We start from the raw sequence: 26,572 nt of genomic DNA, 5'->3' as shown, positions 1-26,572 counted from the left end.
ATGACCAGGAAACTACCTACCACCGACGTCGTGGTCGTCGGACTCGGCTGGGCGGGTTCGATCATCGCCCACGAACTCGCCGATACCGGGCTCAACGTCATCGGCTTCGAGCGCGGCCCCTGGCGCGACACGGCAAGCGACTTCAACCTCGCCTCCGCCGCCGACGAACTGCGTTACAACCGCCGCCAGGAACTGATGCTGCGCACCCGCCAGAACACCTGCACCATGCGCAACAAGGAAGCAGAAACCGCCCTGCCGATGCGCGTATGGGGCTCCTTCCACCCCGGCAACGGCACCGGCGGCGCGGGCAACCACTGGGCCGGCATCACCTTCCGCTTCCAGCCCGAGGAATTCCGCCTGGCCAGCCACCTGCAGGAGCGCTACGGCAAGGAAGTACCCGAAGAGCTGACCCTGCAGGACTGGGGCACCACCTGGGAAGAGATGGAGCCGCATTACGACGCCTTCGAGCGGCTGGCCGGCGTTTCCGGCAAAGCCGGCAACCTGGGCGGCAATATCGTCGAAGGCGGCAACCCCTTCGAAGGCCCGCGCTCGCGCGAATACCCCAATCCCCCCACCGCGCAGACCTACGCTCCGACCCTGTTCGCCGAGGCGGCGCGCAACCTGGGCTACAAGCCCTTCCCGGTGCCCTCTGCGCTGGCTTCCCAGGCCTACACCAACCAGCTGGGCGTGACCATGGGGCCCTGCACGTTCTGCGGTTTCTGCACCAACTACGGTTGCGCCAATTATTCCAAGGCCAGCGCCATCGTCAATGTCATGCCCGCGCTGATCCGCAAGCCCAACTTCACGGCGCGGACCAACTCCGAGGTGCTCAAGGTCACGCTGGATAGCACCGGCACCCGCGCCACCGGCATCATCTATGTCGACTCCAGCGGCGAGGAATGGGAACAGCCGGCGGATATCGTGGTGGTCGCCGCGTTCATCTTCGAAAACGTGCGCCTGATGCTGCTCTCCGGCATCGGCGAGCCCTACAACCCGATCGCCAACACCGGCACCACCGGGCGCAACTTCGCCTACCAGACCGCCAACAGCGTGCAGATGTTCTTCAAGGACAAGAACTTCAATCCCTTCATCGGCGGCGGCGCCATCGGCATGGGCATCGACGAGTTCAACAACGACAATTTCGACCACTCCGGGTTGGGCTTCGTTGGAGGCGGCAGCACCCGCGTGACGCCGATCGGCGCCGCCCCCATCGACTCGCGACCGACCCCGCCCGGAACTCCCGCCTGGGGTTCGCAGTGGAAGAAGGCCACGGTGGAGAACTACCTGAGCACCATGTCCATCGGCTGCGAAGCCAGCAGCTACACCACGCGCGGCAACTACCTGTCGCTGGACCCGAATTACAACGATCCCCATGGCCGACCGCTGCTACGCATCACCTTCGACTTTCCCGAGAACGACCTGCGCATGGCGCAGTACTGCACCGACAAGGTGGCCGAGATCGCCCGCAGCATGAACCCGCAGCAGATAATCCCCGCCCCGCGCAAAGGCCCCTGGTCCAATATTTCCTACCAGTCCTCGCACATCGTCGGCGGCTTCATCATGGGGGCCGATCCGAAGAACAGCTCGGTGAACAAGCACCTGCAGGTGTGGGGCGTGCCCAATCTGTTCGTGGTCGGCTCCTCGGCCTTTCCGCAGAACCCCGGCTACAACCCCACTGGCACGGTCGGCGCGCTGGCCTTCAAGGCAGCCGACGCGATCCGCCGGCTCTACCTCAAGCGCCCCGGGGAGATGATCAGCGTATGAAGACTCTCCTTCGCATCGGCACCCTCGCGCTGCTCGGCCTGAACCTGCAGCAGGCCTGCGCCGGAACAGGCGCGGACTCCTACAACCTGGTGGAAAAAGGCCGCTACCTCGCCGTGCTCGGCGACTGCACAGCCTGCCACACCGTGCCCGGCCAGGCGCCCTTTGCCGGTGGAGTGGCCATCGATACGCCGTTTGGCAAGCTGGTGGGCGCCAACATCACGCCGGATGCAGAAACCGGACTGGGCCGCTGGAGCTTCGACGACTTCCAGGCGGTGATGTCCACCGGCCACGGACGAAACGGCAAACGCCTTTACGGCGCCATGCCCTACACCGCATACACCAAGGTACGGCGCGAGGACAACCTGGCGCTCTGGGCCTACCTGCAAACCCTGGAGCCGGTGCGCAACCCGGTGGAAACCAACCAGCTGCCCTTCCCCTTCAGCGTGCGCACCAGCCTGATCGGCTGGAACTGGCTGAACTTCACCCAAGGCGAGTTCGTGCCCTCGCCAGACAAATCGCCGCAGTGGAACCGCGGCGCATACCTGGTGGAAGGCCTGGGCCACTGCGGTACCTGCCACACGCCGAAGAACCTGATCGGCGGCGACGATAACGACCGCTTCCTCGCTGGCGCCAACCTGCAGGGCTGGGTCGCCCCGGACATCACCGCCAACCCGCACAGCGGCATCGGCCAGTGGAGCACCGAGGACATCGTCCAGTACCTGAAGACCGGCGCCAACCGCTTCGATATCGCCTCCGGCCCCATGGCTGAAGCGGTGGAGTACTCCACGCAGCACTGGCAGGACGAAGACCTGCTGGCGGTGGCCGTGTACCTCAAGGATGGCGCGACAGATGAATCAGCACCGGCACCAGTGGCTGCCACCGACGCGGCGATGGTCGCGGGCAAGGCGATCTATGCCGACCGCTGTTCGGCTTGCCATGTAAGCAACGGGGCCGGAGTGAAGAACCTGTTCCCGACCCTCGCTGCCGCGCCGCTGGTCAACAACGACGATCCAACCTCGCTGATCCACGTAGTACTGGCCGGCAGCCGAGCGGGCGGCACCGATGCCGCACCCACCTCACCCGCCATGCCGGCGTTCGCCTGGAACCTCGACGACGAGCACGTCGCCAATGTACTGACCTACGTGCGCAACACCTGGGGCAACGCCGCACCAGCGGTGACCGCCAGCCAGGTGGCGGATTTGCGCAAGGAGCTGGCGCAGTAGGTGGGACTCGCCCCGAAGTGGCAGCGTAGGGCGGATAGCGCTGGCGCGTTATCCGCCCTACGCATGTTGGAGCGGCGCGCGCTACGGTCAGGGAGCTCGAAATCGCTGGCACGCGGCTTCAGATAAGGACAGTTGCTCCTGCGAATCCTGCTCGCCGGGTGCTCACTTCAACCGACGCTCGGCGGCGATTTCCGGCAGGTCGGTGCGACGCAGGTAGGTGAGCAGCGCCTCGTTGAGGTTCAGGCGGTCGTGGATGTTCTGCTCGGCAAGGATCTGCAGGCACTCGCGGCTCAAGGTCATCACCATGCCGTTCTTCTGCGCCCAGACGAACTCGCAGGCAGGGCGGATGCTGTCCTCGGCCACGTCCATGCCGAAGGAATCCTCGCTGAAACGCACGATGTACTTGCCGGTCTTGAGGTTGAAGCCGACGAAACCGGACAGCCCGTCGGCAGCGTTGCAGATATCGTTGGAAGTGATGGCCATGCTGCCCCCTGGATTTGTTCTGTTATGGATTCGCACGCAGGAGGTCCCCGCTTCTGTGAGCGGGTGAATTTCGAATTCTGACAGCCTTGCCGGCGCCTGCTCAGGGGCCAGTTGTCGCACCCGGTACTGTTGCCTGACCAACACTTGCCCAGCAGCTATGCGCCGTGCGGAACACCCGCCGCTGTCCCGGCCAAACGCCAAGCTGCTGATCCTGCGTGAATTTCCCCGCGTGGCACGGCTTTCGCTCTGCACACCCTGCGGCACCTTCGCCGCTGTGCAGCCCCGAGGAGCCCGAGCCATGAGCCAACAACCGATCCGCTTCACCTACTGGGTCCCCAACGTCAGTGGCGGCCTGGTGGTCAGCAAGATCGAGCAGCGCACCCACTGGGACATCGACTACAACCGCCAGCTCGCGCGCATCGCCGAGGACGCGGGGTTCGACTACGCGCTAACGCAGATTCGCTTCACCGCCGGCTACGGCGCCGAGTACCAGCACGAGTCGGTGGCCTTCAGCCACGCCCTCCTGGGCGCCACGGAAAAGCTCAAGGTGATCGCCGCCATCCTCCCCGGCCCCTGGACGCCCGCGCTGGCGGCCAAGCAACTGGCGACCATCGACCAGGCGCATCGCAGTGAACATCGTCAGCGGCTGGTTCAAGGGAGAGTTCCAGGCCATCGGCGAACCCTGGCTGGAGCATGACGAGCGCTACCGCCGCTCGGAGGAATTCATCCGCGCCCTGAAGGGCATCTGGACCCAGGACAACTTCAGCTTCCACGGCGACTTCTACCGCTTCCACGACTACAACCTGAAGCCCAGGCCGCTGCAGCGCCCGCACCCGGAAATCTTCCAGGGCGGTAGCTCGCGGGCCGCGCGTGACATGGCTTCACGAGTCTCCGACTGGTACTTCACCAACGGCAACAGCGTGGAAGGGATCAAGGCACAGGTGGACGACATCCGCGAAAAGGCCGCGGCCAACGGTCACTCGGTGAAGATCGGGGTGAACGCCTTCGTCATCGCCCGCGATACCGAGGAGGAAGCCCGCGCAGTGCTCGCCGAGATCATCGATAAGGCCGACCCGGAAGCGGTGAATGCCTTCGGCCATGCCGCCAAGCAGGCTGGCGCCGCCTCGCCGGAAGGCGAAGGCAACTGGGCGAAGTCCAGCTTCGAGGACCTGGTGCAGTACAACGATGGATTCAAGACCAACCTGATCGGCACGCCGCAGCAGATCGCCGAGCGCATCGTCGCGCTCAAGGCGGTGGGCGTGGACCTGGTGCTGGCGGGCTTCCTGCACTTTCAGGAAGAGGTGCGCTACTTCGGCGAGAAGGTGCTACCACTGGTGCGCGAGTTGGAGCAGAAGAAGGCACGGCGGACCGAGGCGGCCTGAGGCGTCAGGTGCCACGCCGTTCGCGCGCAAGCTCTCCTACCGTTCCCGGAATATCCGGTGCGCTTTTCGTAGGAGCGAGCTTGCTAGCGAACGCTTTTACGTCAGCCCCGCAGGGCGCATAACGCCTACGGCGTTATCCGCCCTACAGGCAAGCACCTGTGATCAGGCGCCCTGTGTCAGGTGCCGGGCAATCGCCGTGCGCAGCGGCGGCAGGTTCTGCGCCAGGCGCAGGCCGGCGTTGCGCAGCAGGCGTACCGGCGGACGTGGGTCGGTGTACATGCCGACGATCAGCCGAGTGGCCTGGTACAGCGGCCAAGTCGCTAGACGGTGGGCCATGGCATAGCGACGTAGCGGCCAAACGCCGCCGATATCGCCGCCACGGCGATGGGTCGAGAGGATTTCGTTGGCCAGCCGCCGCTGGCTCTGCAGGCCAAAGTTGAAGCCGTGCGCGGTGACCGGGTGCATGCCGACAGCGGCATCGCCGATCAGTGCGCTGCGCGGGCCGACGAAGCGATCCGAATACACGCCCACCAGCGGGTAGCTGTGGCGCGGGCCGAGCAACTGCATGCCGCCCAGGCGACGGTCGAAGCGGCGCTCCATTTCGTGGGCGAAAGCCTTCTCGTCCAGCTCCAGAAGCGGCGCCATCTCGCGCTGCGGCAAGGTCAGCACCACCGAAGAGCGGTCACCGTTGATCGGCAGCAGTGCCAGGGTCTGGCCGTAGCCGAACCATTCCCAGGCGATGTTGTGGTGCGGTTTATCGTGGGCCATGCGGCAGACCATCATGGTCTTGCCGAAGTCCTCCATGTGCGCGCCGATGCCAAGCATGCGGCGGGTCTCGGAGAAGCGGCTGTCGGCCGCCACCAACAGGCGCGCATGGACGCGGCTGTCGTCGTCCAGGGTCAGCGACACACCGTCCTGCTGCACCTGCAGCGTACGCAGCGCGCGGCCGCAGACCAACGAGACGTCCGGGCAGTCGTGCACCGCGTCGAAGGCAGCGCGGCGGATCATCTGGTTGGACACGAAGTAGCCCAACTGCTCGGCGCCGGCTTGCTCGGCCTCGATGCGCAGGGTGAACAGCGAGGGGCCATTGAGCACCTGGGCATCGCGTAGCGGCGAGACTTCCTGCGGGTCGATCCGCGACCACATGCCCAGCCGCTGGAGCTCGGCCCGGGAAGCGTGGGTCAGCGCAATCTCCCTGCCGTCCTCGGCGGGCTCGGCCACGGCGGCCAGCGGCTGGCGGTCGATCAGCAGGATCGACAGGCCGTTGCCCGACAGTGAGCGGGCCAGGCAAAGCCCGGCAGGGCCGGCACCGACGATGGCGATGTCCACGTGCATGGAAGACTCCTTTCGCGAGGGATGGGCGGTCCCGGAGTCTAGGCTGGCCACTGGCCGGTTTCGTTGCCGTGGATCAGTGGCCCGCGGCGAATACCTCCAAATAGACGGGCCTGAACGGACCGGCCTAGATGGACAGCCGCACGCCTCGCTGCGGATCAATCGCCGTCGCGCCCCGGCGCTTGTTCACCACCAGTTCGCCGATCTCGATCAGCCGCGTGCGCGTGACGTTGCGGCTCAGGCCGAGCAGATTGGCGGTGTGCACCTGGTTGCAGTGGCAGAAGCGATAGGCTGCGCGCAGCAACGCATCCTCCACCCGCGCATGCAGATTGCCGCCCTGCTCCTCGAACAGCCGCTGGAAGGCCTGCTGGAGAATCTGCTCCGCGCCAAGAGACTCCAGCCGTGGCTCCTCGCTGCGTTCGATGCGCAGGTTGGACAGGTGCAGGTCCTCCGCGCGCACCACGCCATCGCGGCAGATCAGCAGCGTGTGGTGGATGACGTTTTCCAGCTCGCGGATGTTCCCCGGCCACGAATAGCTGCGCAGCTTCTGCGCGGCTTCCGCACTCAGTTGGCTCTGCCCGTAGCCCAGGCGCCGGCTGTACTCGGTGATGAAATGGCGGGTCAGCGGCAGGATGTCGCCGGGCCGTTCGCGCAGCGGCGACAGCTCCAGGCTGACCACGTTGAGGCGGTAGTAAAGATCCTCGCGGAAATGACCGGCATTGATCGCCTTTTCCAACTGCACGTTGGTGGCCGCCAGCACCCGCACGTTGATCGGGATGCTCTTGCGTGAGCCCAGGCGCACCACTTCGCGCTCCTGCAGGACGCGCAGCAGCTTGACCTGGATCGGCATCGGCAGGTCACCGATCTCATCGAGGAACAGCGTGCCGCCGTCGGCCTCCTCGAACCAACCGGCCTTGGCCGCCAGCGCGCCGGTGAAGGCGCCCTTCTCGTGGCCGAACAGCTCAGCCTCCACCAGGGATTCGGAGAATGCCCCACAGTTCACCGCCACGAACGGCCCGCCGCGCCGCGCGCTGAGGTTGTGGATGTGGCGCGCCACCAGCTCCTTGCCGGTGCCGGTCTCGCCGATGATCAGCACGCTGGCCTCGCTGGGCGCGACCTGCTGCAAATGATCGAGCAGCGCCTGGGATTTCGGGTCCTCGAAGACCTGGGCGGTAGCACGGATGGAGGTGGCCAGCGCGGGGGACTTGGGCAGGGTCAGCAGACCCTCGGGTGTGGTCGCATTCATGAGTAGAAAGTCGGTTGCGGCAGTTGCTGGTTCAGCGCCCAGTCGCCCAGTTCGCGGACCTTGTAGTCCACCGGGTCGTGCAGCGTCTGTGTGCGCAGGTTGCGCCAGTAGCGGTCGATGCGCAGCGCCGCATGGGTGGAGCGCGCGCCGGTGACTTCGAACAGGCGGTTGCAGATCTCCAGTCCGTTGCGGGTCGCCGCGACCTTGGCGGTGGCAATGGCCACGGCCAGACGCCCACGCTCCTCGGCGTCCAGTGCAGCCCCTCTGCTCCAGGCCTCGTCGAGCAGTTGCGCAGCACGGCGCACCAGCAGGCGCGTGCTTTCCAGGCCGACCCAGAACTCGCCGTAGTGCGCGAGCACGTAGGGGTCTTCTCCCACCGTCGCAGCGCTGGAACGGAACCATGGGCGGGCTTCCTTGAGCGTGTACTGCCGCGCCTCTTCGAATGCACCTTCGGCGATGCCGAGGAAGACATGGGTAAAGATCAGCTGGGCGATCAGCGGGCGCAGGCAGGCGAAAGGCGTGCTCAGCGGGCCAGGGTCGAGCAACAGCTCGCTCTCCTCCACCCGCACCCGCTCGAAGGTGGCGCTGCCGCTGTCGGTCTGGCGCTGGCCCATGTTGTCCCAGTCGTGGGCCAGGCTGATGCCGCTGCGCGCGGTGGGGATGGCGGCGATCAGCAGCTTGCCGCCCTCGCCGTCCAGCGCCGAGGCGATGAGCATCTGCGAATCCAGCGCGCCGGAGCAGAAGCTCTTGCGCCCGGAAAACTCACGCCAACCGGCGAAGGTGCGCGACACCGTGCGAGTATCCAGCGGGTTGAGTGCGTTGCCCCAGAACCATTGGTTGCGCGCGGTCAGCTCAAACCATGGCTGCCACTGCTCGGGGCGGGAAAACAGGCGCACGGTGGCCAGCATCAGATGCTGGAAACCGAATACGTGGGCGATGGAGCTGTCGACCACGGCGAACTGACGGACGATATCCAGCGTGGTGCTCCAGTCGGCGCCCAGGCCGCCATATTCGCTGGGGATGATCAGCGACAGCAGGCCGCTCTGGCGCAGCGCGTCGCGCTCGGTCTTCGGCGTGCCGCCACGGATGTCGCGCTCGGCGGCGGTTTCGGCGAAGCCCGCGGCCAGGCGCTGGGCTATCTGCCCAGGTGTCTGTGCGTCGAGATGCGTCTTGGCATTCACGCGCTCTTCCTCTTGAGTCTGTTCAGGGCAAGCCGGGCCCATGCCCGGCAAGTCGGGGCGCGGTGCGCCGGTTCAGCCGGCTTTACGTCCGGGCAACACGTCGTTGGCGATCATTTCGCCGAAGGGCCCGGTGAGGTTGGTCACCCCGCGCCCGGCCAGGCTCGCATAGGGCTCGGGCAGCAACGGGAACACCAGTTCGGCGAAGCGGTAGGCCTCTTCCAGATGCGGGTAGCCGGAGAAGATGAAGCTGTCTATCCCCAGGTCCGCGTACTCCTTGATGCGCTCGGCAACCTGCTGCGGATCGCCCACCAGCGCGGTGCCGGCGCCGCCACGCACCAGGCCGACGCCGGCCCAGAGGTTGGGGTAGATTTCCAGCTGGTCGCGGCGCCCGCCGTGCAGCGCGGCCATCCGCCGCTGGCCTTCGGAGTCGAAGCGGGCGAAGGATTTCTGCGCGTTGGCGATGGTCTCGTCGGAGATGTTGGCGATCAGCTTGTCGGCGGCCTGCCAGGCCTCTTCAGCGGTTTCGCGGACGATCACGTGCAGGCGGATGCCGAACTTCACGCTGCGACCCTGCTTCGCGGCCCTCTCGCGCACGTCGGCGATCTTCTGAGCGACCGCCTGCGGCGGCTCGCCCCAGGTCAGGTAGACGTCCACCTGCTCGGCAGCCAGGTCGTGGGCTTCGGCCGAGGAACCACCGAAATACAGTGGCGGATAGGGCTTCTGGATCGGCGGATAGAGCGCCTTGGCGTTCTCCACCTGCAGGTGCTTGCCGGCGAAGTCCACCGATTCGCCCTGCAGCACGCGGCGCCAGATGCGCAGGAATTCGTCGGTGACTTCATAGCGCTCGGCGTGGCTGAGGTGGATGCCATCGCCACGGTTTTCATCCGGGTCACCCCCGGTGACCACATTGATCAGCAGCCGGCCGCCGGAGAGGCGATCCAGGGTCGCGGCCATGCGCGCGGACACGGTCGGCGAAATGATGCCAGGACGAATCGCCACCAGATAGCGCAGGCGCTCGGTCAGCGGCGCCAAGGCCGAGGCTACGACCCAGGAGTCCTCGCAGGAACGGCCGGTGGGAATCAGTACGCCGTAGTAGCCGAGGGAATCGGCGGCCTGGGCGATCTGCTTCAGATAAGGCAGCGACACCGGGCGTGCGCCCTCGCTGGTGCCGAGGAAGTGGCCATCGCCGTGGGTGGGCAGGAACCAGAACACGTTCATCGCGGGCTCCTCAGGCGGTCTTGCGCAATTGCGGGCGGGCGAACAGCGGCGCGGCGCGCTCGGCGGCCAGCTGGATGCGGGCGCGCAGGGTATCGCTGGTGATCTGGTAGTTGGCGAAATCCGCTTCGCTGGCATACACGCCGATCGGCAGCGTGATCGACTGGAAGAAGCTGAACAGCGGGCGCAGCTGGTGGTCGAGAACCAACGCGTGGCGCTCGCTGCCGCCGGTGGCCGCGAGCAGCACCGGGGTGTCGATCAGGGCGTTCATGTCTACCAGGTCGAACAGGTGCTTAAGCAGGCCTGGATAGGAGCCGCGGTAGACCGGCGAGGCAACCACCAGCAGGTCGGCGGTCTCGATCTCGCGCAGGGTGGCTTCCAGCTCGGCAGAGAGCTCCTGGCGCGACAGCGCAGCACCCAGCGGGCGGGCGATGTCGGCCAGTTCGATGATCTGGGCTTGCACCGGAAGCTGTCCGCCGAGGGCGTCGAGCACGGCCTGGGTGAGCACCAGGGTGCGCGAGGGGCGATAGGTGCCGCCGGAGACGGCGACCACTTTGATGGGGCTGGTCATGGGTTTTCCCTGTTGACTGTTGCGCTAGGTACAGAAGCCTTGAGCAAGGGCCGTACCAACAGGGAAATGTATGATTTTCGGGCACTTCAGCCGGTTTTTCCGGCGTTTCATGTCACTCAGGCAACAACGCTGCTGATCGACTGTTGCTTGGGCAACAGTCTGTGATCAGTGCACAGCCAGCTCGCGCAGACCGTGGGAGATGTCCAGCCCTTCCAGTTCCGCCACGTATTCATCCGTGGTGAGCAGGCCGATACAGGGAGTCGCGCCGCGCTGCCGCAGCTGCCCGGCGGCCAGCTTGCGTGCCAGCGCCACCGCCGCCATGCAGGGGATGTTCGGGCCATGGTCCTGCTGCGCGAGGATTTCCCAACACAGCGCCAGCGGTTTGCCTTCACCATCGATGCCCTGCAGGTGGACGAACATGCCGCTGCGCCCGTCGCCCAACGGCTCCATCGCCACGGCCATGCGATGCAGACCGGCGCCCAGGCGCGCGGCATCCTTCACCAGTCCCGCACGCACCAGCCACGACAGGCCCCAGGTGCCGAACTGGGTGAGCTTCAGGCCGAGACCGGCGGAGAAACGCACGTCCCGCACGCCGGGGTAGCGCTGCGGGAACAGGTCGAGGTCCGGTACATCACAGTGGGCCAGCCAGCGTTTGCCCAGTGGGGCGGGAAAACGGTGGTGATTAAGTCCTTGCCAGCCATGCACGTCCTGCCAGCGGCCCTGGCGCCACTGGCGCAATGGCTTGCCACAATAGCCCAGCACCGCGGAGACCGTGGCCTGGCCGGGAATCTTCGCCGATGAGCTGATGCCGTGATGGATGCTGTCCAGGCGCTGGAAGCGTGGCAGCAGTTCGTCGATCACCGAGGCGGCCAGCGCGGGTACCGAGCTGGCGCCGCTGCACACCAGCACCCCGGCGCTGCGCGCGGCGCGGTCGAGTTCCTGGATGCCGCAGACGAACTGGCGGGCGTCGGCCAGGTCGATGTAGTGCGCGCGGGCGCCGATGGCGGCGCGGGCAACGCGGTAGTCCTGGCCCTGGAAAGGTCCTGCGGTGGAAATCACCAGGTCGACCTTCAGTTCATTGAGGCGACCGGCCAGCGTCGGCTGGTTCATGTCCAGGCATACCGGCTCGCCGCCCACCTGCGCGGCGAGTTCATTGGCGCGGCGCTGGTCGCGCCCGCCCACCAGCACGCGGACGCCGTCGATGCCGCTCAGGCGGCGGACGATCAGGCTGCCGAAGTTGCCGTAACCGCCGAGCACCAGCACGCGAAATTTCCGTTCCATTCCCACTGACCCTGTAACTCCCTGACTGCTGCTGGCGGGGCCAGCTCCTTTATCCCGGCTTGGCACCGCCGTAGCGGGGCAGATTGTCCTCCAGCGGCCACCAATTGGCGCGGGAATCGACGTAGTAATGCGCTTCGAGCTTTGTCCGCAAAGGCTCGTCCAGGGTTCCCGCACGCACGCGCAATGTTTCCGGCAGCGCATCACGAGCGCTGTAGATCGGTGAGCCGCAGGTGCTGCAGAAGACCCGTTTCTTTTCCGGCGTGGCACGGTGCTCGGCCAGCGCTGACTCACCGCTGAGCAGGCGGAACGCCGAGCGCTGCACCGGGATATTGGTGGCGAACGGCCCGCCCTGCGCCTTGCGGCACTGACTGCAATGGCAGACCTGGATCGGCGCCAGCTCACCGCTGATTTCGTAGCGCACCGCGCCGCACAGACAACCGCCCGAATGCATGCCCTGCCCCCTCTTCCGGTTTCACGGAGCGAAGGAGTCTAGATCAGGCTTGGTTACCTGCACCACCGTGCCGAGGAGTGGTTGTTGAGTTTTCTCGGCCCCGATCTCACCGCGTGCGGCCTTATGGATGCCAGCACCACCACACCCGTAGGGCGGATAACGTCTCAGGCGTCATTCGCCCTACGCTGGCAGCTCGTCTTCGCTGCCCCAACCCAGCGGATAGAGCAGCTCTTCCTTGTAGCCCGCCCACACCCGCACTGCCGCCGGGAAGCTCGCGTCCAGCCCGGCGTCACCACTGTCCACTAGCAGCGGCCGGCCCTCGAGGGTGCCGAGCTTGCGCTTGGTGGCAATCACCCGCAGTCGCTCGATGCCGATGGCGCGCAGCACGCGCGGGCTGATCTGCTGGTTGCCGCGCCCAAGAATGTGGCCCTGACCACCGATGGCAGTCACCAGCAGGAAGGCCGGGTGCCCGTCCACCAGCTCGAACAGCTGCGCCTCGGTGACGTCGCGGGCGATCACTTCGCCGTTCTCGATCACATCCACGCCCAGCAGGGTGGTGTCCAGGTGCAGGTCGGCAGCCAGCCCGTGCAGCGTCGAGCCGGGGCCGAAGACGTAACGCACATCGTCCTCCCAGCTGTCCTCCAGCCAGGCGGCGAGATCGGCGAGCACCAGCTCCTCGGTCTCCATGCCGGCCTGCTTCACGTGCTGCATGAAGTGGCCTTCCTCGGGCACCGTCAGTTCGGCGTACCAGCGCGCGGCGACGCGTCCCTCACGCAGCGCGGCTTCGTCGAGATCGCGCACTTCACCCTGGGTCAGGCGCACCAGCCCGCCATCCACCAGCCGCCGCGCCAGCTCCCCGGCCGCGCGCGGGCTGATGGTGTAGACCCCGGAATGGATCTTCACCCCGGCGGGAATGCCCAGCACCGGCTGGCCTTCGCGGGCCACCTCGGCCACATCCCGCGCGGTGCCGTCGCCACCGGCAAAGAGAATCAGCGCCACGCCGGCCTCCTGCAGCGCCTGCACGGCGTGACGGGTATCCGCCGCGCTGCTCTGCTCTTTCTCCAGCGCCCCAACCAGGCGATGGGCGAAGCCCATGTCCGCCAGCAGGTCGGCGCCCATCGGGCCGGGAAAGGTGAGGAACTCCAGGCGCTCGCGCACCGGCAGCAGGTGCTCCAGGGCAACCCGCGTGCGTTCCGCCGCCCGTGGTTCGGCGCCGCGGGCCAGGGCCAGCGCGGCCACGCCATCGCTGCCCTTGAGCGCGGTCGGGCCGCCGATACCGGCCAGCGGATTGATGATCAGCCCTATGCGAATCCTGTCCATACTCAACCTCGAGGGAAACTTCTTCGAACCACCGGCGCAACGCCGGGTCGGACCAGGGAAGCGGCAACTCCACTGACTATAACGACAAGCAAACGACCGGGGACCTCGCGATTGGCACGCAATCTGCGAGCGATCGGGTCGTCTGTCTTCGGTGACGATTTTCAGGCGCTGCCCTTGGCCGCCTCTGTCACCGGGGTTTCATCTGATCTGCCTAGACTGCAATGCACTGATGTAGAGGAGATTGGCCATGAGCCTGCAAACCCACCGTGAATCCGCCCCCCGCCCCACTCCGCGCCAGCCGCAACAGCCGGTCGGCGGCTCGATCATCGATGCCCAGGGCCGTGAAGTGCCGATTACCGAAGACATGATCCAGCGCGCCTGCCAGGAACTGGACAAGACCTGCGAGCCGCCACGCCGCCAAGCGGAATAACAGCGCGGCAGCACGTACGCCCTACTCCCCGACCCGGTTGGCCCCCAGCGCGGTCAGCAGGCTTTCCAGGCGCGGCGAATCGCCCTGGATGTCTACCCACAGCCCGGTGATTTCCCGGCGCGGCGGGTAGTGCTTGCGCAGCGCGTCGAAAGCCGCCCGCCGGGTCTGGGTGTCTCCGATCAGACTGCGACGGAAATCGGCGTCATCGCTGCGCGGGTCGTACACCGCGCGGCAGAGCATCGCCAGCGCCCAGTCCGGGTCGCATTCCTCTTTCAGACTCAGTTCGGCCAGCCATTGCGCCGGCAGCAGGTCGTCGAGATCGACGGCCGGCTCGCAACGCTGCCAGGCGCAGAACGCCTCGTAGATCTGCGCCGTGCCGCGCAACTTGCCATCCAGGCTGTAGCCGGCGATGTGCGGGGTGGCGATACGGCAGTGATGGGCCAGTTGCACGTTCACTTCCGGCTCGCCTTCCCAGACGTCCAGCGCCACGTCGATATGCGCGCCGGACTCCAGGTGGATGCGCAGCGCCGTGTTGTCGACCACCCCGCCTCGGCTGGCATTGATCAGCCAGGTGCCGGGGCGCAGCGCCTTGAGGCGCTGCGCGTCGATCAGGTGGCGCGTCGGGTTGTCGCCGTCGCGGGTCAACGGTGTGTGCAGGCTGATCACGTCGCACTCGCGCAGCACTTCTTCCAGGCTGCGGAAATCACCCCCTTCGGCAGCGGCGCGCGGCGGGTCGCAGACGCGCACGTCCCAGCCCAATCCGCGCAGCACATCCACCAGGCGACCACCCACCTGCCCGGCACCGATCACGCCATAGCGGCGTTCGGAGAGCTTGGCGCCGTGTACGTCGGCCAGCGCCAGCAGGCTGCCCAGCACCCAGTCCACCACACCGCGGGCGTTGCAACCCGGCGCGCTGGACCAGGCGATGCCGGCCTCGGCGAAGTAGTCCAGGTCCAAGTGATCGGTGCCGATGGTGCAGGTGCCGACGAACTTCACCTGGCTGCCCTGGAGCAGCTCACGGCTGACGTCCGTCACCGAGCGCACCAGTAATACTTCGGCATCACCCAGGGCGGCGCGGTCGATCCCGCGTCCGGGCAGGCGACGGATGTCGCCATGGGCGCCGAAGAAGGCTTCGACCAGGGGAATATTTTCATCGGCAAGGATACGCATGGACTGACTCCAGAAATCGTCACCGGCTACTTTACCAGCGCCGTTGCGCGCGGTCCCGCGCCACACACGCCAGGCTTTGCTGCCCGGGCGGACAGCCCTTAAACTGGCCGGCTTCCCGTTCATTTCTTCTGCCAAGGAAAGCCGTGACCAGCCTCACCCAGCCCGTCTCCCGCGGACGGCGCACCGCCACCGAACTCAAGGAACTGCTGACCCTCGCAGCGCCCATCATGATCGCCCAGCTGGCAACCACCGCCATGGGCTTCGTCGATGCGGTGATGGCCGGCAGCGTGGGCCCGCGCGATCTGGCCGCGGTGGCACTGGGCAACTCGATCTGGATTCCGATCTTCCTGCTGATGACCGGCACCCTGCTCGCCACCACCGCCAAGGTGGCCCAGCGCTACGGCGCCGGCGACCAGGCCGGCACCGGCCCGCTGGTGCGCCAGGCGCTGTGGCTGGCGCTGCTGGTCGGCCCGCTGGCGGGGGCGACGCTGTGGCTGCTCTCCGAGCCGGTGCTGCGGGCGATGAAGGTCGAGGAAGCGCTGATCGAGCCGAGCTGCTTCTACCTGCGCGGCATCGCCTGCGGCCTGCCGGCGGTGGCGCTGTATCATGTGCTGCGCTGCTTCAGCGATGGCCTGGGGCGCACCCGGCCAAGCATGGTGCTGGGCATCTGCGGACTGATGCTGAACATCCCGATCAACTATGTGCTGATCTACGGCCACCTCGGCTTCCCGGCGCTGGGCGGCCCCGGCTGCGGCTGGGCCACCGGCTCGGTGATGTGGTTCATGCTGCTGGGCATGCTGGTCTGGGTGAACTGGGCGAAGGTCTACAAGCCGAGCCAGCTGTTCAGCCACTGGGAGCTGCCGAAGCCGCAGGTGATCGGCAGCCTCGTAGGGGTCGGCCTGCCCATCGGCATCGCGGTGTTCGCCGAGTCCAGCATCTTCTCGGTGATCGCCCTGCTGATCGGCGAACTCGGCGAGAAAGTGGTGGCGGGCCACCAGGTGGCGCTGAACTTCAGCGCACTGGTGTTCATGATCCCCTACTCGCTGGCCATGGCCGTGACCGTCCGCGTGGGGCAGTCGCTCGGTGCCGGTGCGCCGCGCGATGCTCGTTTCGCTGCCGGCGTGGGCATGGGCGCGGCACTGGCGTACGCCTGCGTTTCCGCCAGCGGCATGCTGCTGATGCGTGAGCATATCGCCGGGCTCTATACGCAGGACCCGGACGTGCTGGCGCTGGCCGCCACGCTGCTGGTGTTCTCGGCGCTGTTCCAGTTCTCCGACGCCGTACAGGTCACTGCCGCCGGCGCCCTGCGCGGCTACCAGGACACCCGCGCGACCATGATCATGACCCTGTTCGCCTACTGGGGCATCGGCCTGCCGGTGGGCTACAGCCTCGGCCTCACCCACTGGCTGCAGGAGCCCACCGGCCCGCGCGGCCTGTGGGAGGGCCTGATCGTCGGTCTGACCTGCGCCGCGGTGATGCTGTGCATCCGCCTGTCGCGCAGCGCCAGGCGGCAGATCGTGCTGAACGAGATGCGCACGGCGGGCTGATCGCCCACAACGCAGAAAGCCGCCCGAGGGCGGCTTTTTTATTTGGGAGTCGTGCAGGAAAAACACTGCGCTCCACCCATCCTACAAAAGCAAAAAGCCGCCCAAGGGCGGCTTCTTCGTAGCGCAGGGAGGATCAGTCGGTAACCAGCGCCGGCTTCGGCCGGCTGCTCAGCGTCGTGCCCACCGAGGCGACGATTATCGCGCCGATGGCGATCCACTGATGCGAAGTCAGCTGCTCGCCCAGGAACACCAGGCCGGACAGCGCGCCGAAGGCCGGCTCGATACTCATCAGGGTGCCGAAAGTCCGCGCCGGCAGGCGAGTCAGCGCCACCATTTCCAGGGTGTAGGGCAAGGCGCTGGAGAGGATCGCCACGCCCAGCAACGCCGGGAACAGGCTGATGTCGAACAGCGCCATGCCGCTGTGCGCAAGGCCGATGGGCGCCACGCAGATCGCCGCGATGCTGATACCCAGCGCAGCGCCCTGTGCGCCCAGGTCGTTACCGGCGCGCTGGCCGAAGATGATGTAGAGCCCCCAGCAGACGCCCGCCCCCAGCGCCAGCGCGGCGCCCTTGGGATCGATGCCGTGGCCGAAGTCGGCTATCGGCAGCAGCAGGCCCAGGCCGACCACCGCAATGGCGATCCACAGGAAGTCGATGGGCTTGCGCGAATAGAACAGCGCAACCGCCAACGGCCCGGTGAACTCCAGCGCCACGGCAACACCCAGCGGAATGGTCTGCAGCGCCATGTAGAAGGTCAGGTTCATCAGGCCCAGGGTTACGCCATAGATGAACAGCGGCCTGAGCGGCTTGCCACGCAGCGAGGTGCGCCACGGGCGGAGGATCGCCAGCAGGAGGATGGCCGCGAAGATCAGGCGCATGGAGGTCACGCCTTCGGCGCCGAGCACCGGGAACAGGCTCTTGGCGACCGATGCTCCGGTCTGGATCGAGGCCATGGACACGATCAGGATGAGAATGGGGAAGGCAGTGGACATAAATCGAGAGCGAGGCATGATGCGGACCTGAACAGGCGTTGCAACGGTTGGGATTTCTTGGTTGACTGTTATGCGCAACATAATGCGCAAAAAGGCCAGAATGAGCAATATACTGCCCACTCCTTCCGAACGCCCGAGCGTGCTGGTGCACGTCGCCGATAACGTGAAGACGCACCGCCGCAACGCCGGCTTCAGTCAGGACGCGCTGGCCAAGGCCTCGGGCGTCAGCCGGCGGATGCTGGTCGGCATCGAGAGCGGCGACACCAACGTCAGCCTCGCCACTCTCGACCGCATAGCCGCCGCCCTGAAAGTCACCTTCGCCGACCTGGTGCGCCCGCCGTCCACCGGCGGCCTGTCCCGCGTCGATGCCGTGGCCTGGGGCGGCCAGCAGGCCGACAGCCGCGGCACCCTCCTCGCCAGCACCCCTGCTTCGCGCCAGGCCGAGCTCTGGTACTGGACGCTCGCCCCCGGCGACACCTACAACGCCGAGCCCGACGGTGAGGGCTGGTACGACATGGCCTATGTCATCGAAGGCCGGCTGACCATCGTGTTGGCCGAGGAAACGGTGGAAGTCGACGCCGGGGGCTTCCATGTTTTCCAGAGCAACCAGCCGTTTTCCTATCAGAACCACGGGGATGTGCTGTTGCGGTTCGTACGGAACGTGGTGAACTGATTGGCTCTGACAGGTTGACCCCGCAGAACGGCGAACCCATCGCGGACAGAGTCTGCTCTTACGCAGGATGACAGTGCCAGGACTAGGCGTCCTCCTCGGTCCTACGAAGAGCACCTCCTTCGCGGCTGTAGCCTGGCTCTCGAGTTTTCCAGAGAAACATCCGCGCGCGCCGAATGCCCCGTTCAGGAGGCCTCGTTGAAGCGGAGTTTCAGGGGTTGAGCGACATGGATGTCGCGAGAGCCGCGATGGGCCAGGGATGGCCCTTCGTGGGGGGACGCCTAGTTCGGGCCCCTGAAACTTCGCTTCAACGAGGGAATTTTTCGCCTAAGCGAAAAACCGGATGTCCGGGGCAAGGTCTTTTGGTTCCTTTTGGGAGGGCGGCTATCCGACGTTTGCCAAAAGGGACTCGCCCGAGGGGGCGAAACCAGAAGCCCGCGCGTACGCCGAAGCGACGTAGACACACTCAACCCCAAGCAAGAGCACGAGCAAGAGCAGCTCCGCTCCTACCCCGAGCTTCTGCGCTCGGGTCTGCCCTCACCCTACCCCTCTCCCAGAGGGAGAGGGGACCGTTCGGCGCAGGATGAAACCACGGCATCAGCCGGCACGATCTGCTCCCTCTCCCTCAGGAACGGGGCACGCAGCCAGGGCTGGGGTGAGGGGAACGCGCAAACACAGCCCTATTCGGGGTAAGACATTTGCTCCTGCAGAGAGCCCACCTACCCCACCAACAACGAGAAAGGCCCGCACCAAGCGGGCCTTTCTTGTGAACATCCAGCGTCAGCTACCCTGCGGCATCTCCCCCCGCGCCAGGCGCGCATTGATATCGGCAATCACCGCCGGCAAATCGGCAATGGTGTCGATCAGGTAATGCGGCCGAGAGCCCTCGAACATCTGCCCAATGCGCCGACGCTCCTGCTCCAGCTTCTGGGCCGGCAGCGCCTTGTACTGCTCATAGGTCAGGCCGAGCGCGTTGCCCGAGCAGGTCAGCGCCACCGTCCACATGCCGGCGCTGCGACCTTCGAGGATACCCGGCCAGGTATCATCGACCTTCACGCAGGCCGCCACGTCGCTAATGCCCAGGGCAATCACGTTGGCCAGCGCCTGGGCCGGGTGCGGCCGGCCGTTGGGCACTTCATCGGTAGCGACAACATGGTCGGCGACGTAGCCGTTGGTCTTCGCCAGGGCCACGACCTTTTCCATCACCACCGCCGGGTAGCCGGAGCAGGAGCCGATCTTCAGGCCGTCTTTGCGCAGGGTGGCGATAGCTTCCAGCGCGCCGGGAATCAGCGCCGAGTGCTCGGCGATCTTCTCGATCTGCAGCGGCATGAAGCGTTCGTAGATGGCAGTGACGTCATCGTCGCTCGGCACGCGGCCGAACTTGGCCTTGTAGCGCTCGGCGATGGCCGGGATGTCGCACAGGGTGCGGATGTGGTCCCACTTGCCCATGCCCATCGGGCCACGGGCTTCTTCCAGGCTGACCTGCACGCCGAACTCGGCGAAGGCCTCGACGAAGATCTGGGTCGGAGCGAAGGAACCGAAGTCGACGACGGTGCCGGCCCAGTCGAGGATGACAGCTTGCAGTTGCTGGGGTTGCTGGTAATTCATGGCGTTCAATCCTGTGAGAATTCGGGCGGGCGTCAGATTTCGAAGACTTCCATTTCCTTCAGCGTCTCGGCGATGGCCGCGACGGCGTCGCGCATGCCGCTGGCGTCGACCTGGCCGATGCAACCAACACGGAAGGTTTCCACCTGGGTCAGCTTGCCGGGGTAGAGGATGAAACCCTTCTCGCGCACCCGGTTGTAGAACTCGGTGAAGGTGTAGCGGGCGTCACTGGGGGCATGGAAGGTGACGATGATCGGCGCCTGGATCTCGGCCGGCAGGAAGCTGCGGAACCCGAGTTCGGCCATCTCCGTGAGCAGAGTCTGGCAATTGTTTGCGTAACGCTGATGACGCGCCGCGAGACCGCCCTCTTCCTCGTACTGGCTCAGCGCTTCGTGCAGCGCGGCCACCACGTGGGTCGGCGGGGTGAAGCGCCACTGGCCGGTCTTGGCCATGTAGGCGTGCTGGTCCTGCAGGTCCATGGACAGCGAGTGGCAGTTGCCGGCGCTGGCATTCAGGGCGGTACTGCGGGCGAAGACGAAGCCCATGCCCGGTACACCTTCCAGGCATTTGCCGGAAGCGGCGATCAGCGCGTCGAAGGGAATCTGGCGAGCGTCGATGTCCAGCGCGCCGAAGGAGCTCATGGCATCGATGATCAGGCGCTTGCCATGGGATTCGATGACCTTTGCGATTTCGGCCAGCGGGTTGAGGATGCCGGTGCTGGTTTCGCAGTGGATCAGGGCAACGTGGGTGACGCTCGGGTCTTCAGTGAGCAGACGGTCGACGTCGGCGGCGGTAGTCGGTACATCTTCTTCGGTTTCAAAGGTGCTGAACCCGCGGCCGATCACCTGGCAGATCTTCGCCAGGCGCTTGCCGTAGGCGCCATTGATCAGCACCAGCACCTTGCCGTCACGCGGTACCAGGGTGCCGATAGCGGCTTCGACGGAGAAGGTGCCGCTGCCCTGCAGGGGCACGCAGGTGTGGGTCGCCTCGCCGTGGATGATCGCCAGCAGGCGCTTGCAGACGTCGGCGGTCAGGTCATTGAAGTCGCGGTCCCACGAACCCCAGTCGACCATCATGGCGCGACGGGTGCGGGGGGACGTGGTCAGCGGACCGGGAGTCAGCAGGATGGGGGCTCGCTCGGCAGTGCTCATGCTCGATTCCTCTTTCTTGGGAACGTCGTCAGGGCTGAATTCGGTTGGGCCGAGGCGGGATCGCGGCGGCCTGGGCATAACTTGCCGGCCGGGCAGATATCGTTCAAATTGTTTATCACGATGCACTGCATAAGCTGGACATATACCTTATGAACCTCTTCCAGCTCCGCGCCTTCGACGCCGTCGCCCGCGAACGCAGCTTCACCCGCGCCGCCGAGCGCTTGTTCATCAGCCAGCCGGCGGTGACCGGGCACGTGAAGGCGCTGGAGGAGCACTACCAGGTCAACCTGTTCCGCCGTACCGCGCGCGGGGTGGAACTGACAGAGGATGGCGTACGACTGTCCGCGATCAGTCGCACGCTGTTCGCCCTGGAGGAGGAAGCCGAGGCCATGCTCGACGCCAGCCGCGAGCTGGTGACCGGGCGTATCGAAGTGGCCGCCGACGGCCCGCACCTGGTGATGCCGATGCTCGCCCGGCTGCGCGCGCGCTACCCCGGCATCACCGTCAACCTGCGTCTGGGCAACGCACAGGAAGCGCTCGCCGCGCTGATGGACGAGCACGTCGATATCGCCGTGCTGACCGAGGTGGAGCCGCGCGCCGGGCTGTTCCTGCGCGAGCTGGTGGAGTCGCGCATTTGCGCCCTGGTGCCGGCCAGCCATGCCTGGAGCGAGCGTCTTGGCGAGCTGCCGCTGGGCGAGCTGGACGAGCAGATCATGGTGCTGCGCGAGCCCGACTCGATCACCCGGCGCACCTTCGATGCGGCCTGCTCGGCGGCCTCGGTCGAGCCCCGCGTGCTGCTGGAGCTGGACAGTCGAGAGGCCGTGACCGAAGCGGTGGCAGCGGAGCTGGGGATCGGCATCGTGTCGTCGCTGGAAGTCAGCCCGGACCCACGGGTGAAGGCGATTCCGCTGGGCGGCGATGGACTGCTCAACCGCCACGCCATCGGCTGCCTGGAGCGGCGTCGGGGGTTGCGGGTGGTGAGCGCGTTTCTGGAGTTGGCGCAGGGCTGAACTCTAGGAACGCGCCATTCGCGCGATCACGGGTATGGCCGTTCCTACAACAGCGCGCGCAGATATCCCCTGTAGGGCGCATAACACCTACGGCGTTATGCGACGTCCTGGCGAATAACCCGTTCTGGGTTTATTCGCCCTACGGGTGCTGACGGAACGTTCGGAAGGATGCGAACAACCGCCCTACTCCGCTGGCAAATCTTCCTTCACCAGATCGAGAAAAGTCGCCACGATCCGCCGGGTGCTTTGCTCACGCAGACACACCAGCGTCTCGCTCATACGCCAGTGGCAGTCGAGGATCGGCAGCGCATGCACACGCGCATCGGCCCCCAGTTCGGCAGCCGACACCACGCCGACGCCAATCCCCACCGCCACCGCTTCCAGCGATGCCTCACGGCCTTCCACTTCGATGGCTGGGCGGATGCGCAAGCCGGCACGGGCCATTTCCGCCTCGAGCATCTGCCGGGTCACCGAGCCCTGCTCGCGCAACACCAGCGGCGTGTCGTCGAGGTCGGCCAGTTCGATGGACTCGCGCCCGGCCCAGGGATGGCTGCGACCGACGAAGGCGACGATGGGGTCGCTGCGCAGGGTGAAGGTCAGCAGGCGCTCGTCCTGCACCTCGCGGCCGAGCAGCGCCAGGTCCGCCTGGTAGTCGAACAGGCGCTGCAAGGATTCGTCGGTATTGCCCGTTTCCAGCTTCACGCGGATGCCCGGATGACGCTGGCAGAAGCGCGCGATCTGCGGCAACACGTGCACCGGCGCGTCCACCGCCAGGGTCAGGCTGCCGGTCTGCAATGCGCTGGATTCCTGCAGCAGCTCCTGCGCCTCCGCCTCGATCACGAACAGCCGCTGGGTCACCGCCAGCAGACGTTCACCCAGCTCAGTCAGGCGCACCGAGCGCTTGTTGCGGTGGAACAGCAGCACGCCGTAGCGCTCCTCCAGCTTGCGCACCTGGTCGGAAACCGCCGGCTGGGTGAGGAAAAGGCGCTCGGCGGCGCGGGTGAAGCTGCCGTGCACGGCAACGGCATGGAAGGCCTTGAGCTGAGCGTGGGAAACGGACATGGTCGCGCCTCTGCGGGAAGGTTGTGACCCTCTTTTCGCCAGAAGACGAAAAGCGACTACAAGGTCATTCGCGCAGAACACTAGCGTCATGGCGCTCTGTCATACAAGCCCAGCTTATTTTTGAAATCTGATAAATCGATTTCAGTTATTTATTCGAAATTGTTTCCATCCCTCCACCGCCGCCGAACCTGATCGGTTCAGTAAGGCGGTACAGAACAGCTGCAGCGCTTCTGACCCGCACCGCGAAGACGGTGCGACGTGCTCCGAAAACAACAATAAAAAAGGCGTTACCCACTGACTGCCGGCACAGCACAACAACAAAGAGGTCAGACCATGCTCAACCCTCACGGCACCGCTTCGCCGCGCGCTTCGCTGGCGCGCTGGAAATGGCAGATATTCGCCATCACCTGGCTGGCCTACGCAGCCTTCTACTTCACCCGCAAAGCCTTTTCGGTGGCCAAGCTCGGCATCGCCGAAGACCCCAGCTTCCATCTCGACAAGATCGCGATGGCCAACCTCGACGCTATCTACCTCGCCGCCTACGCGGTGGGCCAGTTCACCTGGGGCGTCTTCGCCGACCGCTACGGCCCGCGGGTGGTGGTGTTCGGCGGCCTGCTGATCTCCGCTGTCGCCGCGCTGGTGATGGGCAGCTTCGCTACCCTGCCGATCTTCGCCACCTGCATGGTGGTCCAGGGGCTGGCGCAATCCACCGGCTGGTCCGGGCTGTGCAAGAACATCGGCAGCTTCTTCGTCACCCATGAGCGCGGCCGCGTGCTCGGGCTGTGGAGCACCTGCTACGCCTTCGGCGGGCTGGTCGCCTCGCCCTTCGCCGGCTGGTGGGCCTATGAAGTGTTCGGCACTTGGCATGCAGCGTTCTACTCCACCGCCGCGGTGGTCGGTGCGGTCGCTATCCTGTTCCTGCTGCTGCAACGCAACCGCCCGCAGGACGTCGGCCTGCCGCCGGTGGAAGCCGATGTGCAGCAACCCGAGGCGGTGAACTACGCCGGCTTCAAGCACGAGGGCGAGAACGGCAAGTCCCTGCGCATCCTCGGCAAGGTGCTGCGCAACCGCACCGTGCTGACCCTGGGGCTGGCGTACTTCCTGCTCAAGCCGGCGCGCTATGCGATTCTGCTGTGGGGCCCGGTGATCGTCTACGAACGCATGCCGGGGCTGGGTAAGGTCGGCGCGGCGATCCTGCCGTCGGCCTTCGAGGTTGCCGGGCTGCTCGGGCCGATCCTGATCGGCTATGCCTCGGACCGCATCTTCGGCGCGCGGCGCATGCCCGCCTGCGTGATCAGCCTGCTCGGCCTGACCGTCTGCCTGGCGCTGTTCGTCCCGGCCATGCAGACCGGCAGCAGCCTGCTGGTTCTGGCCCTGCTGTTCATGATGGGCCTGACCCTCTATGGACCGGACTCCATGATCAGCGGCTCCGCCGCCGTAGACTTCGGCACCGGCGAAGCGGCCGGCACCGCGGCGGGCTTCGTCAATGGCTGCGGCTCCGTCGGCGCGATCCTCGGTGGCCTGCTGCCAGGCTACTTCGACACCTACACCGTGTTCATCGGCTTCACCGTCACCGCGCTGATCGCCGCGGGCATCCTCATCCCGCACTGGAACAGCCGCCCGGAAGCCGCCAGCCAGGCGCAACCGGGCAACGACGCACCCCGCCTGAACGCACGCCCCGTGCGCTCCTGAGTCCCGCTTACCCCTCACCGGCCGGCTGAGGGAATGGGCGAGGCGCCCCGCGCGCCTCGCCCTTTTTTCGTTGGCGCCTACACATCCGGAACCACGGATGGGCTTGTGCCATCAGGCGCAGCTTAATAATATTTATTATCATTTGAAAATTATTCCTGCTGGACGCCCTTGTGAGCACTTCCAACCTCGACGCGGTCTTCCTGGCCCAGCGCCTACCTTTGTTGCGCACGCTCGTCCGGATGGTGAAGAACCCGAGCATCGCCGAAGACCTGGTGCAGGAAACCTACCTGCGCGTCGCCCGCACCCTACTGGAAAGGCGCATCGATCACCTGGAACCGTTCCTCTTCCAGACCGGCCGCAACCTCGCCCTGGACCACCTGCGCCACCTGCGCATGCAGTCACGGACCCTGCTCGAGGACGTGCCTTTCGATGTGGTGCAGGCGGTACCGGCGCCGGGCTCCAGCGCCGAGGACCAGTTGCACGCGGAAAAGCTGCTCGAACGCCTGGGCGCCGCCCTCAAAGAGCTCAGCGAGCGCCAGCAGCGCATCTTCATCCTCAGCCGCCTGCACGGCTGCGGCTACGCGGAGATCGCCGAGCAGCTCGACATCTCGCCCAGCACCGTGCAGAAGGAACTGAAACTGATCATGGCGATCTGTGTCGGACTGGTCAGCCGCCTTGAGGAATCGGTATGACGGACTACCGCTCGCCGGCCGATTCGACAACAATGCGCGGCTCACCACCCCAGCACCGCCCCGAGGATCGCCCCTTGCCCCACGCCGCGCCGCCCGACGACCAGCAGAAGGCCGAAGCCCTCGACTGGCTGATCCTCGAGGGCAACATGGACGCCGCCACCCGCGCGCGCTTCGATGCCTGGCTCGCCGTCAGCGAAGGCAACGCGCGCGCTTACCAGCGCGTGCGTGATGCTTGGCAGTCACCGTTGCTGCCGGTCGCCGCTGCGCGCCTGGAACACAAACGTGCACAGGAAAAAGTCCGGCCTCTGCGTCGCGCGCGGCGCTTCTGGAAACCCGTCGCCACAGCTGCAGCGCTGGTACTCGCCATCGGTGTCGTGGTGCAGGGCGACCTGCTGACGCGCCTGCGCGCAGACCATCTCACCGCGGTCGGCGAACGCCAGAAAGTCCAGCTGGCCGACGGCTCGAACGTGCTGCTCAACACCGACACCGCATTCTCCAGCAAGGTCGACGACCAGCAGCGCGTCGCCCGTCTCTACCGCGGCGAAGTCTTCTTCGACGTCGCCCATGACCGCAGCCGACCCTTCGAGGTGGAGGCCGGGCCGGTACAGGTCACGGTGCGCGGCACCGCGTTCGCCGTGCGCTACCTCGGCAATGAAGCGGAAGTCAGCGTGCAGCGTGGCCAAGTGGACCTGCGCACGCGGCTGGACGACGCGCGCGTCAGCCTCGGTGCCGGCGACAGCATCCGCGTCGGCCCGCAGGGCTTCGGCAAGCGCCAGCACGGCGCCGAGGCCGAATCCCAGCTGGCCTGGGTGAAAGGCCGCATGGTGTTCGAGAACTGCCCGCTCAGCCAGGTGCTGGCCGAATTGCGCCGCTACTACCCCGGCTGGATCGTGAATACCAACGAGCGCCTGGAGAACGTCAGCGTTACCGGCAACTGGCGACTGGACGACCCGCTGGGCGTGGCCCGCTCGCTGGCGCAGATCACCTCCGCCGAGCTGCACGAATACCCGAAACTGCTGATCCTCAACTGAGCCCCCGCTACACGGCAGAAAGTTTTTTTACGCGATCCGAAAGGCTCGTTCGTTTAGTCAGAAGCCAATGCA

23 protein-coding genes and 1 pseudogene are annotated in these 26,572 nt (G+C 66.2%); 10 read left to right on the top strand and 14 right to left on the bottom strand.

The annotated features are described in order from the left end of the window. Together IB274_RS21710 and IB274_RS21705 are read left to right on the top strand one after the other, a co-directional pair. Positions 1-1,764, top strand: a complete 1,764-nt coding sequence (locus IB274_RS21710; RefSeq protein ID WP_192434664.1) for a GMC family oxidoreductase — start codon at positions 1-3, stop codon at positions 1,762-1,764. Then, positions 1,761-2,987: a cytochrome c gene (locus tag IB274_RS21705; protein ID WP_192434662.1), complete on the top strand. Its 1,227-nt coding sequence runs from the start codon at positions 1,761-1,763 to the stop codon at positions 2,985-2,987. Before IB274_RS21710 ends, IB274_RS21705 begins: the two co-directional genes overlap by 4 nt. A gap of 162 nt (positions 2,988-3,149) precedes the next feature. Here the strand turns inward: IB274_RS21705 and IB274_RS21700 are convergent, their stop codons facing one another. Next, positions 3,150-3,470 carry a DUF2025 family protein gene (locus tag IB274_RS21700; protein ID WP_192434660.1) on the bottom strand — a complete coding sequence of 107 codons (321 nt, stop codon included), beginning with the start codon at positions 3,468-3,470 and terminating at the stop codon, positions 3,150-3,152. A gap of 298 nt (positions 3,471-3,768) precedes the next feature. Here IB274_RS21700 and sfnG point away from each other — a divergent pair. Further along, positions 3,769-4,852: pseudogene (sfnG, locus tag IB274_RS21695) on the top strand (dimethylsulfone monooxygenase SfnG). A 162-nt stretch (positions 4,853-5,014) separates the two neighbouring features. Here the strand turns inward: sfnG and ubiM are convergent. The 8 genes from ubiM to IB274_RS21655 all read right to left on the bottom strand — a co-directional run bounded on the left by ubiM (position 5,015) and on the right by IB274_RS21655 (position 13,449). Beyond that, positions 5,015-6,187 (bottom strand): 5-demethoxyubiquinol-8 5-hydroxylase UbiM, encoded by a 1,173-nt coding sequence (gene ubiM / locus IB274_RS21690; protein ID WP_192434658.1) that lies wholly within the window; start codon positions 6,185-6,187, stop codon positions 5,015-5,017. Between the two features lie 124 nt (positions 6,188-6,311). After that, positions 6,312-7,430 carry a sigma-54 interaction domain-containing protein gene (locus tag IB274_RS21685; protein WP_192434656.1) on the bottom strand — a complete coding sequence of 373 codons (1,119 nt, stop codon included), beginning with the start codon at positions 7,428-7,430 and terminating at the stop codon, positions 6,312-6,314. Beyond that, on the bottom strand, positions 7,427-8,611 hold the full coding sequence (locus IB274_RS21680) for an acyl-CoA dehydrogenase family protein (protein WP_192434654.1): 1,185 nt from the start codon (positions 8,609-8,611) through the stop codon (positions 7,427-7,429). The genes IB274_RS21685 and IB274_RS21680 overlap by 4 nt, the downstream gene beginning before the upstream one ends. A gap of 72 nt (positions 8,612-8,683) precedes the next feature. Then, complete coding sequence (ssuD, locus tag IB274_RS21675) at positions 8,684-9,829, bottom strand: FMNH2-dependent alkanesulfonate monooxygenase (RefSeq protein ID WP_192434652.1); 1,146 nt, start codon at positions 9,827-9,829, stop codon at positions 8,684-8,686. A gap of 10 nt (positions 9,830-9,839) precedes the next feature. Next, on the bottom strand, positions 9,840-10,397 hold the full coding sequence (gene msuE, locus IB274_RS21670) for an FMN reductase (RefSeq protein WP_192434650.1): 558 nt from the start codon (positions 10,395-10,397) through the stop codon (positions 9,840-9,842). A gap of 165 nt (positions 10,398-10,562) precedes the next feature. After that, on the bottom strand, positions 10,563-11,678 hold the full coding sequence (locus tag IB274_RS21665) for a saccharopine dehydrogenase family protein (RefSeq protein WP_192434648.1): 1,116 nt from the start codon (positions 11,676-11,678) through the stop codon (positions 10,563-10,565). A gap of 49 nt (positions 11,679-11,727) precedes the next feature. Next, positions 11,728-12,129, bottom strand: a complete 402-nt coding sequence (locus IB274_RS21660; protein WP_192434646.1) for a GFA family protein — start codon at positions 12,127-12,129, stop codon at positions 11,728-11,730. A gap of 180 nt (positions 12,130-12,309) precedes the next feature. Continuing rightward, positions 12,310-13,449, bottom strand: coding sequence for an ATP-NAD kinase family protein (locus IB274_RS21655; RefSeq protein ID WP_192211237.1), 1,140 nt, complete (start codon positions 13,447-13,449; stop codon positions 12,310-12,312). Between the two features lie 247 nt (positions 13,450-13,696). Between IB274_RS21655 and IB274_RS21650 the strand changes: the two genes are divergently transcribed. Then, a complete protein-coding gene (locus IB274_RS21650; RefSeq protein ID WP_045207896.1) occupies positions 13,697-13,879 on the top strand; it encodes a PA1571 family protein in 183 nt (60 codons plus the stop codon). Positions 13,880-13,900: 21 nt separating this feature from the next. Here the strand turns inward: IB274_RS21650 and pdxB are convergent, their stop codons facing one another. Next, the gene (gene pdxB, locus IB274_RS21645) at positions 13,901-15,049 is read right to left on the bottom strand and encodes a 4-phosphoerythronate dehydrogenase PdxB (protein WP_192434644.1); all 1,149 of its coding nucleotides are present in this window, start codon (positions 15,047-15,049) and stop codon (positions 13,901-13,903) included. A gap of 143 nt (positions 15,050-15,192) precedes the next feature. Here pdxB and IB274_RS21640 point away from each other — a divergent pair, with 143 nt between their 5' ends. Then, entirely contained in the window at positions 15,193-16,596 is a 1,404-nt protein-coding gene (locus IB274_RS21640; RefSeq protein WP_081516751.1) for an MATE family efflux transporter, read from the top strand. 133 nt (positions 16,597-16,729) lie between these two features. Here the strand turns inward: IB274_RS21640 and rhtA are convergent, their stop codons facing one another. After that, positions 16,730-17,605 (bottom strand): threonine/homoserine exporter RhtA, encoded by an 876-nt coding sequence (rhtA, locus tag IB274_RS21635; RefSeq protein WP_192434642.1) that lies wholly within the window; start codon positions 17,603-17,605, stop codon positions 16,730-16,732. A 52-nt stretch (positions 17,606-17,657) separates the two neighbouring features. On the opposite strand from rhtA, the gene IB274_RS21630 reads away from it, so the two are divergent. Continuing rightward, positions 17,658-18,260: a helix-turn-helix domain-containing protein gene (locus IB274_RS21630; RefSeq protein ID WP_192434640.1), complete on the top strand. Its 603-nt coding sequence runs from the start codon at positions 17,658-17,660 to the stop codon at positions 18,258-18,260. A gap of 777 nt (positions 18,261-19,037) precedes the next feature. On the opposite strand, the gene phnX is transcribed toward IB274_RS21630, so the two are convergent. Together phnX and IB274_RS21620 are read right to left on the bottom strand one after the other, a co-directional pair. Continuing rightward, entirely contained in the window at positions 19,038-19,865 is an 828-nt protein-coding gene (phnX, locus tag IB274_RS21625; RefSeq protein WP_192434638.1) for a phosphonoacetaldehyde hydrolase, read from the bottom strand. 32 nt (positions 19,866-19,897) lie between these two features. After that, positions 19,898-21,013 (bottom strand): 2-aminoethylphosphonate--pyruvate transaminase, encoded by a 1,116-nt coding sequence (locus IB274_RS21620; protein ID WP_192434636.1) that lies wholly within the window; start codon positions 21,011-21,013, stop codon positions 19,898-19,900. Positions 21,014-21,162: 149 nt separating this feature from the next. On the opposite strand from IB274_RS21620, the gene IB274_RS21615 reads away from it, so the two are divergent. Next, entirely contained in the window at positions 21,163-22,023 is an 861-nt protein-coding gene (locus IB274_RS21615) for a LysR substrate-binding domain-containing protein (protein ID WP_192434634.1), read from the top strand. Positions 22,024-22,206: 183 nt separating this feature from the next. Here the strand turns inward: IB274_RS21615 and IB274_RS21610 are convergent, their stop codons facing one another. Then, complete coding sequence (locus IB274_RS21610) at positions 22,207-23,085, bottom strand: LysR substrate-binding domain-containing protein (protein ID WP_192434632.1); 879 nt, start codon at positions 23,083-23,085, stop codon at positions 22,207-22,209. A 333-nt stretch (positions 23,086-23,418) separates the two neighbouring features. Between IB274_RS21610 and IB274_RS21605 the strand changes: the two genes are divergently transcribed. The 3 genes from IB274_RS21605 (at position 23,419) to IB274_RS21595 (ending at position 26,500) form a co-directional block, all read left to right on the top strand. Then, entirely contained in the window at positions 23,419-24,777 is a 1,359-nt protein-coding gene (locus IB274_RS21605) for an MFS transporter (protein WP_192434630.1), read from the top strand. A gap of 170 nt (positions 24,778-24,947) precedes the next feature. Continuing rightward, complete coding sequence (locus tag IB274_RS21600; protein WP_192434629.1) at positions 24,948-25,469, top strand: RNA polymerase sigma factor; 522 nt, start codon at positions 24,948-24,950, stop codon at positions 25,467-25,469. A 32-nt stretch (positions 25,470-25,501) separates the two neighbouring features. Continuing rightward, complete coding sequence (locus IB274_RS21595) at positions 25,502-26,500, top strand: FecR domain-containing protein (RefSeq protein WP_192434803.1); 999 nt, start codon at positions 25,502-25,504, stop codon at positions 26,498-26,500. Positions 26,501-26,572 lie beyond the last annotated feature (72 nt).

Source organism: Pseudomonas sp. PDM18 (assembly GCF_014852585.1).
Taxonomy (GTDB): domain Bacteria; phylum Pseudomonadota; class Gammaproteobacteria; order Pseudomonadales; family Pseudomonadaceae; genus Pseudomonas.
The sequence above is the reverse complement of the archived record's forward strand: the minus strand, read 5'-3'. Positions and strand labels throughout refer to the sequence as shown.

Excerpts from the sequence above, each read along its gene's own strand:
- IB274_RS21710 (WP_192434664.1), top strand. The coding sequence starts at position 1 with ATGACCAGGAAACTACCTACCACCGACGTCGTGGTCGTCGGACTCGGC.
- IB274_RS21705 (WP_192434662.1), top strand. The coding sequence starts at position 1,761 with ATGAAGACTCTCCTTCGCATCGGCACCCTCGCGCTGCTCGGCCTGAAC.
- IB274_RS21700 (WP_192434660.1), bottom strand. The coding sequence starts at position 3,470 with ATGGCCATCACTTCCAACGATATCTGCAACGCTGCCGACGGGCTGTCC.
- ubiM (WP_192434658.1), bottom strand. The coding sequence starts at position 6,187 with ATGCACGTGGACATCGCCATCGTCGGTGCCGGCCCTGCCGGGCTTTGC.
- IB274_RS21685 (WP_192434656.1), bottom strand. The coding sequence starts at position 7,430 with ATGAATGCGACCACACCCGAGGGTCTGCTGACCCTGCCCAAGTCCCCC.
- ssuD (WP_192434652.1), bottom strand. The coding sequence starts at position 9,829 with ATGAACGTGTTCTGGTTCCTGCCCACCCACGGCGATGGCCACTTCCTC.
- msuE (WP_192434650.1), bottom strand. The coding sequence starts at position 10,397 with ATGACCAGCCCCATCAAAGTGGTCGCCGTCTCCGGCGGCACCTATCGC.
- IB274_RS21665 (WP_192434648.1), bottom strand. The coding sequence starts at position 11,678 with ATGGAACGGAAATTTCGCGTGCTGGTGCTCGGCGGTTACGGCAACTTC.
- IB274_RS21660 (WP_192434646.1), bottom strand. The coding sequence starts at position 12,129 with ATGCATTCGGGCGGTTGTCTGTGCGGCGCGGTGCGCTACGAAATCAGC.
- IB274_RS21655 (WP_192211237.1), bottom strand. The coding sequence starts at position 13,449 with ATGGACAGGATTCGCATAGGGCTGATCATCAATCCGCTGGCCGGTATC.
- IB274_RS21650 (WP_045207896.1), top strand. The coding sequence starts at position 13,697 with ATGAGCCTGCAAACCCACCGTGAATCCGCCCCCCGCCCCACTCCGCGC.
- pdxB (WP_192434644.1), bottom strand. The coding sequence starts at position 15,049 with ATGCGTATCCTTGCCGATGAAAATATTCCCCTGGTCGAAGCCTTCTTC.
- rhtA (WP_192434642.1), bottom strand. The coding sequence starts at position 17,605 with ATGCCTCGCTCTCGATTTATGTCCACTGCCTTCCCCATTCTCATCCTG.
- IB274_RS21630 (WP_192434640.1), top strand. The coding sequence starts at position 17,658 with ATGCGCAACATAATGCGCAAAAAGGCCAGAATGAGCAATATACTGCCC.
- phnX (WP_192434638.1), bottom strand. The coding sequence starts at position 19,865 with ATGAATTACCAGCAACCCCAGCAACTGCAAGCTGTCATCCTCGACTGG.
- IB274_RS21620 (WP_192434636.1), bottom strand. The coding sequence starts at position 21,013 with ATGAGCACTGCCGAGCGAGCCCCCATCCTGCTGACTCCCGGTCCGCTG.
- IB274_RS21615 (WP_192434634.1), top strand. The coding sequence starts at position 21,163 with ATGAACCTCTTCCAGCTCCGCGCCTTCGACGCCGTCGCCCGCGAACGC.
- IB274_RS21610 (WP_192434632.1), bottom strand. The coding sequence starts at position 23,085 with ATGTCCGTTTCCCACGCTCAGCTCAAGGCCTTCCATGCCGTTGCCGTG.
- IB274_RS21605 (WP_192434630.1), top strand. The coding sequence starts at position 23,419 with ATGCTCAACCCTCACGGCACCGCTTCGCCGCGCGCTTCGCTGGCGCGC.
- IB274_RS21595 (WP_192434803.1), top strand. The coding sequence starts at position 25,502 with ATGCGCGGCTCACCACCCCAGCACCGCCCCGAGGATCGCCCCTTGCCC.